Here is a 14,661-nt window from a genome sequence, read left to right as displayed (position 1 = left end):
CTAGGCGAGGACGGCAATGGCCAGCATCTTCACGCAGATCATCAACGGCGACCTGCCCGGGCGGATCGTCCACTCCGACGACCGGGTGGCCGCGTTCCTGACCATCGCGCCGCTCACCGCCGGGCACACGCTGGTCGTGCCGCGCGAGGAGATCGACGACTGGACCCAGATGCCCGCCGATCTGGTCGCTCACGTCATGGCGGTCAGCCACACGATCGGGGCGGCGCTCAAGCGGGCGTACGGCTCCCCGCGCGTCGGCCTGGTCATCGCCGGCTTCGAGGTTCCGCACGCCCACGTGCACGTCTTTCCCGCGTACGAGATGGCCGACTTCGACTTCGCCCGGGCCGACCCGAACGTGCCCGCCGAACGCCTCGACGACGACCTCGCGCGGATCCAGGCCGCCCTTTAGTCGCAGGCCACGCCGTCGCCGTCGCGGTCCAGGTCGTAGATGTCCTCGCCGATGACGTTGACCGGGCCGTCCACGTACGCGGGCCCGTTGCCGCTGCCGCCCGCACAGTCCACATCACTGGCGATCGGCACGCAGCCGCTGTAGTTGGGATCGCACTCGTTCGACGGCGCCTGCTGGGTCCCGACGGCGATCACCTCGGTGACGGGTTTGCGCGTGACCACGGTCTTGACCACGCGACGTCCGGTCGGCTTGCCGTTCGTATAGGTGATCTGCCACGTCACCGTCTTGACACCGGGCACACCCTCGACCCGTACGCGGGTCTTGCCCTTGGCCAGGTCGTTGTCCTTGACTTTCCGGGTCTTGAACGGGATGGAGCCGTTCACCGTCATGTTCTTCTTGACGACGGTGGGCGCGGTCGTCGCCGGCGCCCCCGGAGTGCCCACGGTCGTGCCCGGCGCGCCGGCCCCCGGCTCCGTGGTCGTGACCGCGTCCGGCGCCGCCGGATCGGGCGCCGTCGTCGAGGCCGTGTCCGCGCCCGGATCCGCGGCCGCCGTCGTCCCGATCGGCTGAACGTCGGCGAGCCGGTCGGCGGACGTCCCGCTCTTCGGGCTGTCGCCGCCCGCGAAGGCGCCGATCACCGCGACGCCGCCGAGACAGGGCAGGGCGAGCGCGGCCGCGATCAGCCCGACGCGCTGCAACGGCGTGAGCCGCTGCCAGAATCCCGGTCGTCGGGGCGGCTGCCCGGGCCACGCCGGACCCGGCTGGTGCGGTGTCGGATAAGTCACCGCGCAAGTCTGAACGTCCCTTCGCTCCCGCGCTTCGGCACTTCGGCCCCCCACCCCTCCGCGAAAGAGCCGAACCGCCGAAGCCTCTTTGCGGGCGGAGCGCGGAACCGGAGGATCCGGGTCGCCCGGTGCCGATGCGAAAGAACCGAACGACGTACGCCTATTGCGAACTCCGGCGTCCGTCCGGGCCTCCGAAAGGGACTGCCGCGTTCTACGGTGAGCGCACGTCCTTAGGTAGGAGGGGTCGGCAATGCGTCTCATCCCCGGAATTCTCGTGTTCTCCCTGGCCGTCGTGGTGATCGAGGCGGGTCCGGTGAACGCCGCGCCTCCCGGGCCGGGCGGCCGGATCCTTGTGGTCGGCGACGGTGACGTCTTCAGCGTCCGTGCTCGCGGGGGCGATGTTCGCAGTCTCGGCCTGAACATTCCCGCGTACGGGTATCCCGACTACTCGCCGGACGGCCGGCGCGTCACCTACGCCGACCAGTGGAGCGTCTACACGGTCAAGGCCGACGGCACCGACCGCCGGTGGGTCATCGACGGCCCCTCGGTGCCGGCCTATCCGCGCTGGTCGCCGGACGGCAAGGAGGTCGGGTTCGAGTCCGGCAACATCATGGCGGGCACGGTGGCCACCCCGGCCGGCCGCTCGGTCTTCGGCTCGTCGGACAGCGGCTCGCTCACCTTCGACTGGTCGCCCGACGGCCGGTTCATCGCGGTCGTGCAGTCGTGGATGGTCGGCGGCGAGCCGTGGGACCCGATCTACGCCCGGGACGTCACGATCGCCCGGTCGGACGGCTCGAACGACGCGCGCCGGCTGACCAACCGCGCGGAGGCCTGGGATCCGTACCGGATCGCGTGGAGCCCCGACGGTCGTACGCTGGCTGTCGAAGCCCTGGGCGACCTGTGGTCGGTCGACGTGCGCACCGGCGCCACGACCAACCTGACCGGCACGGCCGGGATCGTCGAGTCGAGCCCGATCTGGTCACCCGACGGCCGGATGCTGGCGTTCGGCCGCCAAGCCGCCGAAGCCACGACAACCCAGGTGTGGCTGCGCCCGGCCCGATCCCGCGGCGACACCGGCCACGCTCTGGGCGTCAACGGCGTCCCGACGAGCTGGCACCAGCCCTGACCACCACGCTGCTCGTCGTCACCGGCCCGCCCGGCGCCGGCAAGACCACCCTCGCGCGCCGGCTGGCCCTCGAACTGGGCCGGCCGGCGCTGCACCGCGACGAGATCTTCGCCGGCATGGAGCCGGCCGACCTGGACCGCGCCTACGACGTCTTCTTCGCCGCGATCCGTCTCTACCTCACCCATCACGTGTCCCACGTGGCCGAAGCGGCTTTCCAGCATCCGAACTGGGCACGCGGTCTCGAGCCGCTGCTCGGGCAGGCCGACGTGCGGATCGTGCGCTGCCGGCCGCCGATCGACGTGCTCAACCGGCGCCTCGAGCTGCGGGGCAGATCGCCGCGGCCGACCCGGTTCGATCCCGTACGCCTGGACGTGCCGACGCTCGACGTCGACACCGGCGACGGCTACGCGCCCGGACTGGACGCCTTGGTGGAGTTCGCCAGGCCGGCCACCAGCAACTGAACGAGCCGTCGCGCGTCGTAGCGGGGATTGGTGCCGGCGCAGAGACCGCCGACGCCCCACATGAGTTCGGCGGCGTCCTGACCGGGACGGATCTGCCCGGCGTCGGCGGCCGCGGTGAGCAGGCTCGTGCAGACGGGTTCGAGGCGTTCCAGGAAGTACGAGTGCAGCGGGTCGTAGCAGGGGTCGTCGGACTGCAGCACCCGGGCCAGGCCGAGCTTGGTCACCACGAAATCGACGAGCAGATCAACCCATTGCTGCAGGGCCGCGTACGGGGTCGGGCTGGTCCGGAGAAACTCGGGGCCGGCCTCGGCGAGCGCCTCCACCTGATGCCGGTAGACCGCGACGATCAGATCCGCCCGCGTCGGGAAGTGCCGGTAGATCGTGGCGGTGCCGACCCCGGCCTCGGCGGCGATGTCGCGGATCGGCGCCTCCACCCCCGACCGCACGAAGATCGTCGCGGCCGCCGTGAGCAGCGCCTCCTGGTTACGGCGCGCGTCGGCCCGCTTCGGCCGCGAAGCCGTGTCGCTCACCACATCACCTCCACGGTAGTTAAACGGGACAGTGTCCCGTATCGTCAAACGGGACGTCGTCCCACTTGGCGCGATGATACCTGGGGAGAGGACCACCCGATGACAACGTATGTGCTCGTTCATGGCGCCTGGCACGGCGGGCAGGCCTGGGACCGGCTGGTTCCGCTCCTGACCGCGGCCGGCCACCGCGTCTTCACGCCCACCCTGACCGGCCATGGCGGGGCCGCCGATCCGCTGCATCCCGGCATCGGACTGGAGACGTACGTCGCCGATGTCGTCCGGGTGCTCGTCGACGAGGACCTCACCGATGTCGTGCTCGTCGGCCACAGCTACGCCGGTCTGGTCATCTCGTCGGTGGCCAACGACGTCCCCGAACGGATCGGGCACCTGGTCTACCTCGACGCCATGGTCCCGGTCCACGGCGAGACCGCCGTCGACGTCATGCCGATCACCCGCGTCCTGGTCGAGGCGGCCGCGAAGTCCGAGACGCCGTGGCGGGTGCCGCCGCTGCCCGAGATGCCACCCCCGCACGGCCTGTTCGGCGTCACCGACCCCGCCGACGCCGCCTGGGTGCGGTCCATGCTGGTCGACGAGCCGGTGCTGGCCTACGAGCAGCCGGTGCGTCTCGACAACCCGAAGACCAAGGCGGTTCCCCGTACGCACATCCACTGCGTCGGCCTCGAGGTCGAAGGCATCACCCGGCGTCCCGTCCCCGCCGTCCAGCCCGACGGCACCCCCGCCCAGGTCTGGGAGCTGCCCAGCGGCCACGACTGCATGATCACCGCCCCCGCCGACCTGGCCGGCCTCCTGCTCAAGCTGGCCTGACCGGGGTCCTCGGGCTTGCAACCGGTACCCACGTACGGGTTTACCGTCGAGCCATGACTTTCGACGTACCGGAAGCATGCACCCTGCCCACCGCCGACCGCCCGCTGCGGTTGTCCGAGTTCGACGCCCTCTTCGCCACCGCGTTGCGCTCGGCCGGCCGCCCGAGCCCCACTCACGCCCGCCTCCGGCTGGACCCGTTACCGTCATCCGAGGCGACGGTGCGCGACTTGATCGCCCGCGAGAGCAGGTGCTGCTCTTTCTTCCAGTTCACCCTCTCCCGAGGCAACGACCTGCACCTGGACATCGTCGTGCCACCCGAGTACGCCGACGTGCTGACGTCGCTGATCGCGCAGGCCGAGTCGTGACCGCAGTCGAGCACGCTGGTTTGCCGGCAGCGGTGACTGCGGTCGAGCACGCCCGTCTGCCGGCCGCGGGGGCCAGTCGTGACCGCGGTCGAGTACACCGGTTTGCCGTTCGCGTGGGCCCAGTCGTGACCGCGGTCGAGTACACCGGTTTGCCGGCCGCGGAGGCCCAGTCGTGACCATGGCCCTGCGTAGCGGCGAGGTGGCGGCTCGGGCCGGCGTCAACATTCAGACGCTGCGCTACTACGAGCGGCGCGGACTGCTGGCCAGGCCGACCCGCACGAACGGCGGCCATCGCCTCTACCCGCCCGGCACGGTCGCTCTGCTCACCGTCATCAAGGCCGCCCAGAGCCTCGGCTTCACCCTCGACGAGGTGGCCGGCCTGCTGGCCACCGGCCGCCGCCCGCACCCCACCCCGGACCTCCGCGCCCGAGCCACCGACAAGATCGCCGAGATCGACCGGAAGATCGCCGACCTGACCGCCATCCGCTCCACGCTGGCCCAGGTCGTCGACGCCCAATGCGAGAGCCTCACCAACTGCACGTGCCCCGACTGCCCGCTTCCCGCCATCAGCCTCACTCCGGGGCCGACCCGATAGGACCGACTGTCGAGATGGGCGGGCCCGGCTCCGCACATGTTTGCCGTCATGCGAACGCCGCAGCCCTCGTCTGCCGTCGTGTTTGACAGCCGCAGCGCTGCCGAAGTGGACCTGGCCGCGCCAACGTCTCTGCGCAGACGGGGCGCCGGTGGCCCGCCTGCTGCTCGGGCCCGGCCTGCCCGGCGCTGTGGGGCCGGCCGGCTGTGGGGCCGGCCGGCTGTGGGGCCGGCCGGCTGTGGCGCCAGCACGCTGTGGCGCCAGCACGCTGTGGCGCCAGCACGCTGTGGCGCCAGCACGCTGTGGCGCCAGCACGCTGTGGCGCCAGCACGGTGTGGCGCCAGCACGCTGTGGGGCCGACCGGCTGTAGAGCCGGCCCCGCCGTGGGGCCAGCTCGACACAGGGGCCCGCCCTCCACCGGGGGACCCCCACCAGCAGCCATTTTACTGGGATTTGGCGATCTTTACGGGCGTCCTGTGGACAACTGCCAACTGTGGACAGCGGAACATTGCCGCTACTTCTGTGCTAAGTACTTGAACCCCGCGCCGGGCACTGACGGTCGTCCTCAGGGTCACTTGGCGCAGCCACTGGTCCTGCGGATGTTCCGGAAACACGCGGGGCTGACCTCGTCCAGAGCCGGCCTGGTCTGCTTGGTCATGCCGCCGGTCAGGGCCGGACCAATAGCGCTCCACCGCCTCAGCGGCCGGCTTCACTTGTACGTCACCCACGGTCTGTACGGTGCGAATCAGAGGCGGCGTTGGGGCAGGCGCGCGGCGGAATTTCGGGCACCGGGGGCGAAAAGCGGCGCGGGATATGAGATGGCGCAGGCACTAGGTATGAGGTGGGGCCGCGCGAGGCGAAGGCGACACCGGGGCGAAAAGCGGTGCGGCACAAGTGGGCAGCCGGGTATCAGGTGGCGGCGGAGTGAGAAGCGGTGCGCGATTTGAGATGGCGCACAACGTGGGGCGGCGCAAAGTACGAGGTGGCCGGAAGTAGCGGCCGCGCGGGGAAAGAGGTTGGCGAGTATCAGGCGGCGCTTGTCCGTAAAGGGACTTGAGATGGCGCAGGCATAAGGCGGCGCCCGGTATGACGTGGACTGCGCGCGGGGTACGGCAAAGCAGCGAGAGGCAAGAGGGCGGCCACGTATCAGGCGGCGCCGGGTCGAGAAGCGGCGCGGGGATATCGGATAGCGCAGCGCAAGAGCGCCGCAAGGCATGGGGCGGCCCCGAGGTGAAGGCGACACCGGAACGGAAAGCGGCGCGAGGCAACATCCGGACGGGAAGCGGCGGCGGCCGTGAGAGGTGAGGGGCGGGCATGTTGCATACGACGGATACCGGCGGCGACGGGCCCACGGTTGTGTTCCTGCATGGCAATCCCACCTCGTCCTACCTGTGGCGCAACGTCATTGCGGCTCTTCGGGGGCGGTTTCGGTGTGTTGCCGTTGACCTGATCGGGATGGGGCGGTCGCCCAAGCCGGCCATCGCCTACGACTGGGACGACCACCGCGGCCACCTGACGCCGGTGCTCGACCGCCTCGACGGGCCCTTCTGGCTGGTCGGGCACGACTGGGGGGCCGGCCTCGCCGTCGAGTACGCCCGCACCCACCCCGGCCGGGTGCGGGGCGTCGCCGTCACCGAAGGGCATCTGCGCCCGCTGAAGGGATGGGACGAGTTCGATGACGGCGGCCGCGATCTGTTTCGCCGTCTGCGGGATCCGGTTGAGGGGCGCCGCCTGGTCGAGGATGACAACTTCTTCCTGTCGGCGGTTCTGCCGGGCGGGATGATGCGCGGGCTCACAGACGAGGAGCGGCACGCGTACGCCGAACCGTTCCCGACACCGGCGTCGCGGCACCCGATCTGGAAGTGGGTCACGCAGATTCCGATCGGGGGTGACCCGCCCGAGACTCACCGAGTCCTGAGCGCCAACTGGGACTGGCTGGCCACCACCGACGTGCCGCTGCTGCTCCTGACCGCGACCCCGGGGGCGATCCTCGACCCGGACAAGGTCTGGGACGTGAGCCGCCACGCGCCGCACGTGCGGGTTCGCGACGTGGGGGAGGGGCTGCACTTCCTGCCCGAGGACCGGCCGGCCGAGATCGCGGCCGAGCTGGCGGAATGGATGGGATAGGGGCTACGGCAGCGCCCGGGCCAGAGAGACGGCGAAGCGGCCGGACGAGTCGGTCCACCACTCGTCGAGGGCGAAACCGGCCTCGCCCAGCTCCTTCTCGACCCGTTCGCGGCGGAACTTGGCCGAGATCTCGGTGCGCAACTCTTCGCCCGACGCGAACTCGACGATCAGGTCGAGTGCGGGGATCGTCACGCGCATGGGCCAGCGGGCCCGCAGCCGCATTTCGATCCACTCGTCGTCGGCGTTCCAGAGGGCCACGTGGGCGAAGCCGTCCGGGTCGAAGTCGGCGGCCAGATGATGGTTGAGCACGTTCAGCACGTTCTTGTTGAACTCGGCCGTCACCCCGGCCGCGTCGTCGTAGGCGGGGACCAGCACCCGCGGGCTCTTCACCAGGTCGGTGCCGAGCAGCAGATGCTCGCCGGGCCGCAGGACGCCCCGCACGCCGGCGAAGAAGCGGCTCCGCTCGGCCGGCTCGAAGTTGCCGATCGTGCCGCCCAGAAACGCGACCAGGCGGTCCGGCGCGTCGGGCAGCGCATCGAGGTGCTCGGTGATGTCGCCGACGATGGGGTGCACGGCCAGGCCGGGGAAGTCGACCGCGATCTGGCCGGCCGCCGCGGTGAGGGCCGACGGTGAGACGTCCATCGGGACGAACGAGGTGAGCGGCAGCGCCTCGAGCAGCAGCCGGGTCTTGGTCGAATAGCCCGAGCCGAGCTCGATCAGGGTGCGCGCCCCGGTCAGGCTGGCCACCTCGGCCGCGCGTTCGGCCAGGATCGACCGTTCGGTGCGGGTCGGGTAGTACTCGGGCAGTTCGGTGATCTGCTCGAACAGTTCGCTGCCGCGGGCGTCGTAGAACCACTTCGGCGGCAGCCACTTGCGCGGGGCGGTCAGGCCGGCCACCACATCGGCGCGCAGCGCGCTCTCCTGGACGTCGGCGTCGAGAAGGACCTTCATGCTTCTCCCAACGGGATCTGATGCACCTCGGCGGTCGTGGCGACCACGAGAACGCGGTCACCGACGGCCAGCCAGGACGGGTCGTCGTCGAGCGGTTCGGAGCTGACCAGGACCGAGCCGGCCCCTTGAAGAACGGACAGGGAATGGCCGTACGTGCTGGCCACCACGGTTTCGCCGTCGGTGAGCAGCAGGTTGAGCCGGGAGCCGGGCGCGGCCGCGGCCACCTCGGCGATCGTGCCCGCGACGGCCTCGCGCGGGCCGGCGCCGCGGCGCAGCCGGTCGCGGACGAGGGCCCACAGCAGGGCGGCGTCGGTGGGCGCCTCCAGGGTGAGCAGATCGACCGGCGGCAGGGTGGACGCGAGCTTGGCGACCGAGCCGGGCCAGCCGGTGACCTTGCCGTTGTGGCTGAACAGCCACGGACCCTCGCCGAACGGGGCCGCCGCCTGCTCGGTCACCGGCATGCCCACGGTGGCGCTGCGGACCGCGGCCAGGACCGCCCCCGACGACACGGAGGCGGCCAGGCCGGGCAGGGTCGTGTCGCTCCACAGCGGGGTGGCCCGGCGATAACGCACCGGGCCGCCCGCCGCGAACCAGCCCACGCCGAACCCGTCCGCGTTGATCGTGCCGCCGCCGCGCATGTCGCCGGGCGCCCACGACTGATGGGCGAGTGAATGCGCGGGTTCGAACAGCAGCCGCGACAACGGGACGGGCGGGCCGAGATAGGCCAGGTGACGGCACATCAGGCGTCCCGGGCCAGCCGGAAGCCGCTGAAGATCTGCCGTCTGATCGGATAGTCCCAGTTGCGGAACGTTCCGCGTACGGCGTTGTGGTCGGTGCCGAACGAGCCGCCGCGCAGCACCTTGTAGCCGGGGCCGAAGAACACTTCGGAGTATTCGCGATAGGGGAAGGGCGCGAAGCCGGGATAGCCGTGGAAGTCGGTGGACGTCCACTCCCACACGTCGCCGATCAGCTGGTGTACGCCGAGCGGGGACGCGCCGTCGGGATAGGCCCCGGCGGGGGCGGGCCGCAGATGCCGCTGCCCCAGGTTCGCGTGTCGTGGCTCGGGTGTCTCGTCACCCCACGGGTAGCGGCGCGAGCGGCCGGTCGCCGGGTCCCAGCGCGCGGCCTTCTCCCATTCGGCCTCGGTCGGCAGCCTCTTCCCGGCCCATTTCGCGTACGCCTCCGCCTCCCAGAAGCACACATGGACAACCGGTTCCTCTCCTACGACCGGGGCCGTGCGCCCGAACGTCGTGGCCGACCAGCCGTCGCCGTCGCGCCGCCAGTGCGCGGGCGCGGACAGCCCGGCCGCCTGCCGGTGCTCCCAGCCGGCCGCGCTCCACCAGCGGGGGTCGTCGTAGCCTCCGGCGTCGATGAAGGCGGAGTATTGGGCGTTGGTGACCGCGGCCCGGTCGATGTGGAAGGCCGGCACCGGCACCTGATGGGCCGGGCGTTCGTTGTCGAGCGCCCACGCCTCGGTGTCGGTGCCCATGGTGAACGGCCCGCCCGGAACGAACACCTCGCCGCCGACGGGTGACTGTGCGGCGGGCGGGGGCGAGGCCGGCAGCACGGGCGCACCGGCGCGCAGCTGGTGCGTGGCCAGCATCGTCTCGTCATGCTGCTGCTCGTGCTGGATGATCATGCCGAAGGCGAACCCGTCGGCGACCAGGCGGCGATCGTCGTCGATGCGGGTCCGGTCGAGCACGTCCAGGGCCTTGTCGCGCACCTCGGCCACGTAACGCCGGGCCTCGGCCGGGGTGAGCAGCGGCAGGGCCGACCGGTCGCGGCGGGCGTGCTTGAACGCGTCGTACAGCTCGTCGATGTCGGGGCGCAGCGGGTCGCGTCCGCCGACGTCGCGCACCAGCCACAGCTCTTCCTGGCTGCCGACGTGCGCGAGATCCCAGACCAGCGGCGACATGAGCGGCGAGTGCTGGCGGGTGAGGTCGCCGTCGTCGACGGCGTCGGTGAGCAGGGCGGTGCGGTCGCGGGTGCGCAGCAGTTCGGCCGCGACCCGGTCGCGCAGCCGGTCGGTCTCGATGGTCATCGCAGCTTCCGTTCGATCGAGTCGAGGACGCCGGCCGTCAGCGGGCCGGCCTCGAGGCGGCGGGCGGCCAGGTCGAGCACGGCGGTGGCGGCGCGGCGCACGGCGGAATCCTCCAGCCCGAACCGGAAGGCCGCCTCCCAGCGGTCGGCGGCCGGAAGGGCCAGGTCGAGCACGGCGTCCGTGGTGGCCGGGTCGGCCAGCAGGGTGGCCAGCACGGCGACCGGCGCGAACCAGTCGTCACCGGCCTGGGCGTCGAGGTAGCGCACCTCGAGATAGCCGTGCGGGCGTACGGGCGGGAAAAGAGTGGTCAGGTGGTAGTCGACGTCTTCGGTGGTGAGCGGCCGGGGCAGCTCGCCCCGGGCCCAGTCGCCGAGCGTCGTGCCGGGCGGAGCGTCCCAGCAGTCGCCGTCACGGCGCACGCAGGTCAGCGGGGCGGCGAGCGCGTATCGCACCCAGTCGCCCGCCGGGTCGGCCGAGACGCCGACCGGGTGGGTGAGCCGGGGATCCATCGCCCACCAGGCGGCCATGCGGGCCGAGGCGAGACCGGTGTCGCGACCGGCGTGGCGTCGCGAGTTGGCGAACGCGGCCAGCAGCGGCGGCCCGAGCGCCGACACCGCGGCCCAGCGGACGGCCAGCTCGGTCTCGGTGCCCGCGTCGAGGCAGGCCTGCAGGCCCGCGGTGCTGCACATCATGACCCGGCCCTCGGGGCCGAGCGCGTCGAAGGACTGTTCCATCGCGGCGTAACGCGGGGTGTCCACCAGGCGCCGCGGCTCGCGATGCGGGTCGATGCCGTGCCCGCCCAGGGCGAGGCCGGCCGGGCCGAGCAGGGAGTTGAGGTGGGCCGTGTCGGCGCTGACGGCCGCGTGCAGAGCGGCGAGCGACGGGGCCGGGGCGGAGGAGATCTCGACCTGTCCGCCGGGCTCGACCGTGATCGTGCCCCCGGCGGGGAGGGGATGCGGCGGTTCCGGGTCACCGGGATGTCTCAGCGTCGCCGGTGTGTGCCGGCCGAGCGCCTGCCGCAGCGTCTCGGCGGCCAGCGGCGCCGCCGGCGCCGCGGTGTGATGCAGGGTCCATTCGAGTTCGGCGCCGATCAGAGCGGGTGGGCCGGTCTTGAAGCAGATGGCGCGGATCCGCGCCTCCACGTCGCTCGGGGCGCGCAGGACGGCCGCCGTTTCGGCGTCACCATCCGTCAGCAACCGCATGCTTTTGGTCATGCCCCGAACCTAGAACCGCGGTACGACATTTTTCCGAACAGCGCCCGAAGCGTCCTTTGTGTACGGGCATCGAGCAGGGCGTACGCGGCACAGTGATCTGGGTCACCCGAGCGGTGCTCCACGGGCCGTGCCGTTAAGGGCCGCTTAAGACCCCCGGGACATATGGCAGCGGCATTGACCTGCATAAACCCGAATTTGTCGGTTACTACTTCGAAAATCCTGAACTCTTCCTGGACACATCCCGTACCTGAGGGCGGCGCGTCACGGCGGAGTGGCGCGGCGCACGAGCAAGGGAGTCGCGATGGCCGGGACCGGAATCGACACCTCGATCCTGCACAAGGGAGCGCACAGCGCGTCGTACTTCGACCTGTCGCGCAGCGCGGGTGAGGGCGTCGAGATCGTGGACTTCTGCATCCCCTGCAATCCGTACTTCCCGACCCCCGACATGTTCGACGAGCTCAGCCGCGACCTCAAGAACATCCTGAAGTACTACCCGAGCGACTCCACCAGCATCACCAAGAAACTCTGCAGCGTGCTCGGCCTGCACCCGCAGACGGTGGCCATGGCCAACGGCTCGACCGAGCTGATCACCTGGATCGACCATCTGCTGATCAAGGAGAGCGTCGCGATCCCGATCCCGACGTTCGGCCGCTGGACCGACCAGCCGCTCGAGACCGGCAAGCGCGTCGACATGTTCCCGCTGCAGGAGCGCGACGGCTTCCGGCTCAACCTCGATGACTACGTACGCTTCATCCGCGATCGCGGCTCCCGGGTGGCCGTGGTGTGCAACGTGAACAACCCGGACGGCTGCTATCTGCCGCGCCGCGACGTCATCCGGTTCATGGACATGCTGGGCGACCTCGACCTGGTCATCATCGACGAGTCGTTCATCGACTTCAGCGACCTGGAGCAGTACCCGTCGGTCGGCCCGGACGCGGTCATCCGGCCCAACACGGTGGTGCTCAAGAGCCTGGGCAAGAACTTCGGCCTGCACGGCATCCGGTTCGGCTACCTGATGGCCAACCCGGCGATCGCCGGCAAGATCGGCAAGGCCCTGCCCAAGTGGAACCTCAACTCGCTGGCCGAGAAGGTCGTCTTCATGATCCAGGACCACGAGGAGGACTACGAGGACAGCCTGCGCCTGCTCAGCCGCGACCGCCGTGCCATGGCGGGCGAGCTGGGCCGCATCCCGGGGCTGACCGTCTTCCCCTCGCAGGGCAACTTCATCCTGGTCAAGCTGCCCACCGAGTGGTCCGGCGTGGCGCTGCGCGACTACCTGGTGGCCAACCACGGCGTCTACACCCGCGAGTGCGGCAACAAGCTCGGCATGACCAGCCAGTTCATGCGGCTCGTGGTGCGCCCGGCCCGTGACGTCGACCGGCTCATCGACGGCATGATGGATTACGGCCGTCAGTTCCGCGTGCGCTCGTACGAGGAGGAGCAGCCGGTGGAGCCCCGGCGGAGCTGGAACGCCGGGCTCGACGAGGCCCCCGATAACCTCATCCAGTACCCGTCCCGCCGCTCCACCGAATACACCGCCCGCCGCGCCGCCAACGCCTAGGCGACCGCGCCGTTCGGGCGGCGGTCATCATCACGTCACTCGCTTGCCACGAGCCTCCGGAAGGGTGAGAGTCGACGAGACGTCCACTCAGGAGGCAACGATGCCCACCCGCCGTCACATTCTCGCCGGTGCTGCCGTGGCCGCCGGCGCCGCCGCGCTGCCGGCCGGGGCCGCCCAGGCCGGCGCGGGCGGGAGCCTGTTTCCGCTCGGCGTGGCCAGCGGCGACCCGTTGCCCGGCGCCGTCATCCTGTGGACCCGGCTGATCCGGGCCGACCTGCGCCGGCCGGTCGAGGTCGACTGGCAGGTCGCCCGGGACGACCGTTTCCGCCGCGTGGTGCGTCAGGGCCGCACGATCGCCCGGCCCGAGCTGGCCCACTCGGTGCACGTCGACGCGCGCGGCCTTGACGACGGCCACGACTACTTCTACCGCTTCCGCGCGCTCGGTCAGATCAGCCCCACCGGGCGTACGCGGACCGCTGTCTCGAAGTGGAACGACTCCGCTCGACTGCGCTTCGGCATCGTGAACTGCCAGGACTTCCAGAACGGTTACTGGCCCGCCTATCTGGGCCTGGCCGCGGAAGACCTCGACGTGGTCGTGCATCTCGGCGACTACATCTACGAATACGACCCGAGCAGCCGCTTCGCCGACCGCAACCACACCACGCCGGCCACCCCGGGGCTCGACCAGCTCCTCACGCTGGACGACTACCGCGCCCGCCACGCGCAGTACAAGTCCGACCCGGCGCTGCAGGCCGCGCACGCCGCCTTCCCGTGGATCGTCACCTGGGACGACCACGAGACCGAGAACAACTACGCCGGTCTGATCGACGAGCTCGACGACACCGGCGCCAAACGGCAGGACGCCGCGCAGTTCGCCCGGCAGCGGGCCGCGGCCTACCAGGCCTACTACGAGCACATGCCGATCCGCGCCGACCTGCGGCCGGGAAGCGACGACCTGCGCATCTTCCGGCGCTTCGACTTCGGCCGGCTGCTGCGCCTCAACGTGCTCGACACCCGGCAATACCGCACCGATCAGCCCGGCGGCTTCCCCGGCGACTTCGGCCTGGCCGAGGCGGGGCTGGCCAACGCGACCGGCACGCTCACCGGCGAGCACCAGGAACGCTGGCTCCGGCAGGGCCTCGACCACTCGCCGGCCCGCTGGAACGTGGTCGCCCAGCAGGTGATGATGAGCCGCATCAAGTTCCCCAACCCGACGGGCGCCCCGGTCCCGCCGATCGTGGCCAACCTCGACCAGTGGGACGGCTACGCCCCGCAGCGCACCCGCTTCCTCAACTACCTGGCCGACCAGCGGGTCAAAAATCCGGTGATCCTGGCCGGGGACATCCACTCGACCTGGTTCTCCGAGCTGCGCACCGACTTCGACCGGCCCGAACTCGAACCGGTCGCGGTCGAGTTCACCGCCACCTCGGTCAGCTCCGACTTCCCGATCGCCTTCGACGCCCCGCTCAAACAGGTCAACCCCACCCTCAACCCGCACGTGCGCTACTTCGACGGATCCCGGCGCGGCTATCTGCGCTGCCTGGTCACCCGGTCGGCCTGGCACACCGACGTCCGTACGGTCGGCACCATCGACGTGCGCGAGACGCCGGTGACCACCAGCGCGTCGTGGGCCGTCGAGTCGGGGACGAGCGTGCTGACCCGATAGGGTCGGCG

General features: G+C 71.0%; 15 protein-coding genes. 9 read left to right on the top strand and 6 right to left on the bottom strand.

Going from position 1 to position 14,661, the window contains the following annotated elements; translation table 11 throughout:
• Window positions 1-16 precede the first annotated feature (16 nt).
• Window positions 17-409 carry an HIT family protein gene (locus ACZ3I4_RS07410; RefSeq protein ID WP_465381010.1) on the top strand — a complete coding sequence of 131 codons (393 nt, stop codon included), beginning with the start codon at window positions 17-19 and terminating at the stop codon, window positions 407-409.
• Here the strand turns inward: ACZ3I4_RS07410 and ACZ3I4_RS07405 are convergent.
• Window positions 406-1,194: a G5 domain-containing protein gene (locus tag ACZ3I4_RS07405; RefSeq protein WP_465381009.1), complete on the bottom strand. Its 789-nt coding sequence runs from the start codon at window positions 1,192-1,194 to the stop codon at window positions 406-408. The genes ACZ3I4_RS07410 and ACZ3I4_RS07405 overlap by 4 nt on opposite strands.
• A gap of 250 nt (window positions 1,195-1,444) precedes the next feature.
• Here ACZ3I4_RS07405 and ACZ3I4_RS07400 point away from each other — a divergent pair, with 250 nt between their 5' ends.
• The gene (locus ACZ3I4_RS07400) at window positions 1,445-2,320 is read left to right on the top strand and encodes a TolB family protein (RefSeq protein ID WP_465381008.1); all 876 of its coding nucleotides are present in this window, start codon (window positions 1,445-1,447) and stop codon (window positions 2,318-2,320) included.
• Window positions 2,236-2,781, top strand: coding sequence for an AAA family ATPase (locus tag ACZ3I4_RS07395; RefSeq protein WP_465381007.1), 546 nt, complete (start codon window positions 2,236-2,238; stop codon window positions 2,779-2,781). The genes ACZ3I4_RS07400 and ACZ3I4_RS07395 overlap by 85 nt, the downstream gene beginning before the upstream one ends.
• On the opposite strand, the gene ACZ3I4_RS07390 is transcribed toward ACZ3I4_RS07395, so the two are convergent.
• A complete protein-coding gene (locus ACZ3I4_RS07390; RefSeq protein WP_465381006.1) occupies window positions 2,724-3,314 on the bottom strand; it encodes a TetR/AcrR family transcriptional regulator in 591 nt (196 codons plus the stop codon). The genes ACZ3I4_RS07395 and ACZ3I4_RS07390 overlap by 58 nt on opposite strands.
• A gap of 96 nt (window positions 3,315-3,410) precedes the next feature.
• Here ACZ3I4_RS07390 and ACZ3I4_RS07385 point away from each other — a divergent pair, with 96 nt between their 5' ends.
• From ACZ3I4_RS07385 to ACZ3I4_RS07370, 4 genes are all read left to right on the top strand, one after another.
• Window positions 3,411-4,136 carry an alpha/beta fold hydrolase gene (locus ACZ3I4_RS07385; protein ID WP_465381005.1) on the top strand — a complete coding sequence of 242 codons (726 nt, stop codon included), beginning with the start codon at window positions 3,411-3,413 and terminating at the stop codon, window positions 4,134-4,136.
• Between the two features lie 53 nt (window positions 4,137-4,189).
• Window positions 4,190-4,501 carry a hypothetical protein gene (locus tag ACZ3I4_RS07380; RefSeq protein WP_465381004.1) on the top strand — a complete coding sequence of 104 codons (312 nt, stop codon included), beginning with the start codon at window positions 4,190-4,192 and terminating at the stop codon, window positions 4,499-4,501.
• Window positions 4,502-4,679: 178 nt separating this feature from the next.
• Complete coding sequence (locus ACZ3I4_RS07375) at window positions 4,680-5,096, top strand: MerR family transcriptional regulator (protein WP_465381165.1); 417 nt, start codon at window positions 4,680-4,682, stop codon at window positions 5,094-5,096.
• 1,311 nt (window positions 5,097-6,407) lie between these two features.
• Window positions 6,408-7,220, top strand: a complete 813-nt coding sequence (locus ACZ3I4_RS07370; RefSeq protein ID WP_465381003.1) for a haloalkane dehalogenase — start codon at window positions 6,408-6,410, stop codon at window positions 7,218-7,220.
• A 3-nt stretch (window positions 7,221-7,223) separates the two neighbouring features.
• Here the strand turns inward: ACZ3I4_RS07370 and egtD are convergent, their stop codons facing one another.
• Genes egtD through egtA form a run of 4 tightly spaced genes read right to left on the bottom strand, consistent with a single transcriptional unit; the run spans window position 7,224 to window position 11,408 of the window.
• On the bottom strand, window positions 7,224-8,171 hold the full coding sequence (gene egtD / locus ACZ3I4_RS07365; RefSeq protein ID WP_465381002.1) for an L-histidine N(alpha)-methyltransferase: 948 nt from the start codon (window positions 8,169-8,171) through the stop codon (window positions 7,224-7,226).
• Entirely contained in the window at window positions 8,168-8,911 is a 744-nt protein-coding gene (gene egtC, locus ACZ3I4_RS07360; RefSeq protein ID WP_465381001.1) for an ergothioneine biosynthesis protein EgtC, read from the bottom strand. Before egtC ends, egtD begins: the two co-directional genes overlap by 4 nt.
• On the bottom strand, window positions 8,911-10,212 hold the full coding sequence (gene egtB / locus ACZ3I4_RS07355; RefSeq protein WP_465381000.1) for an ergothioneine biosynthesis protein EgtB: 1,302 nt from the start codon (window positions 10,210-10,212) through the stop codon (window positions 8,911-8,913). The genes egtC and egtB overlap by 1 nt, the downstream gene beginning before the upstream one ends.
• A complete protein-coding gene (egtA, locus tag ACZ3I4_RS07350; RefSeq protein ID WP_465381164.1) occupies window positions 10,209-11,408 on the bottom strand; it encodes an ergothioneine biosynthesis glutamate--cysteine ligase EgtA in 1,200 nt (399 codons plus the stop codon). Before egtA ends, egtB begins: the two co-directional genes overlap by 4 nt.
• Before the next feature lie 319 nt (window positions 11,409-11,727).
• On the opposite strand from egtA, the gene ACZ3I4_RS07345 reads away from it, so the two are divergent.
• Complete coding sequence (locus ACZ3I4_RS07345) at window positions 11,728-12,987, top strand: pyridoxal phosphate-dependent aminotransferase (RefSeq protein ID WP_465380999.1); 1,260 nt, start codon at window positions 11,728-11,730, stop codon at window positions 12,985-12,987.
• A gap of 100 nt (window positions 12,988-13,087) precedes the next feature.
• Window positions 13,088-14,653 (top strand): alkaline phosphatase D family protein, encoded by a 1,566-nt coding sequence (locus ACZ3I4_RS07340; RefSeq protein ID WP_465380998.1) that lies wholly within the window; start codon window positions 13,088-13,090, stop codon window positions 14,651-14,653.
• The last annotated feature ends 8 nt before the right edge of the window (window positions 14,654-14,661 follow it).

This window comes from Actinoplanes sp. NPDC021490 (assembly GCF_055562135.1).
This window is presented reverse-complemented; position numbering and strand designations above follow the sequence as displayed.

Coding starts and splice junctions, on each gene's coding strand:
- egtB (WP_465381000.1), bottom strand. CDS start 10,212: ATGACCATCGAGACCGACCGGCTGCGCGACCGGGTCGCGGCCGAACTG.
- ACZ3I4_RS07345 (WP_465380999.1), top strand. CDS start 11,728: ATGGCCGGGACCGGAATCGACACCTCGATCCTGCACAAGGGAGCGCAC.
- ACZ3I4_RS07340 (WP_465380998.1), top strand. CDS start 13,088: ATGCCCACCCGCCGTCACATTCTCGCCGGTGCTGCCGTGGCCGCCGGC.
- ACZ3I4_RS07385 (WP_465381005.1), top strand. CDS start 3,411: ATGACAACGTATGTGCTCGTTCATGGCGCCTGGCACGGCGGGCAGGCC.
- ACZ3I4_RS07375 (WP_465381165.1), top strand. CDS start 4,680: ATGGCCCTGCGTAGCGGCGAGGTGGCGGCTCGGGCCGGCGTCAACATT.
- egtD (WP_465381002.1), bottom strand. CDS start 8,171: ATGAAGGTCCTTCTCGACGCCGACGTCCAGGAGAGCGCGCTGCGCGCC.
- ACZ3I4_RS07400 (WP_465381008.1), top strand. CDS start 1,445: ATGCGTCTCATCCCCGGAATTCTCGTGTTCTCCCTGGCCGTCGTGGTG.
- ACZ3I4_RS07370 (WP_465381003.1), top strand. CDS start 6,408: ATGTTGCATACGACGGATACCGGCGGCGACGGGCCCACGGTTGTGTTC.
- ACZ3I4_RS07410 (WP_465381010.1), top strand. CDS start 17: ATGGCCAGCATCTTCACGCAGATCATCAACGGCGACCTGCCCGGGCGG.
- ACZ3I4_RS07380 (WP_465381004.1), top strand. CDS start 4,190: ATGACTTTCGACGTACCGGAAGCATGCACCCTGCCCACCGCCGACCGC.
- egtC (WP_465381001.1), bottom strand. CDS start 8,911: ATGTGCCGTCACCTGGCCTATCTCGGCCCGCCCGTCCCGTTGTCGCGG.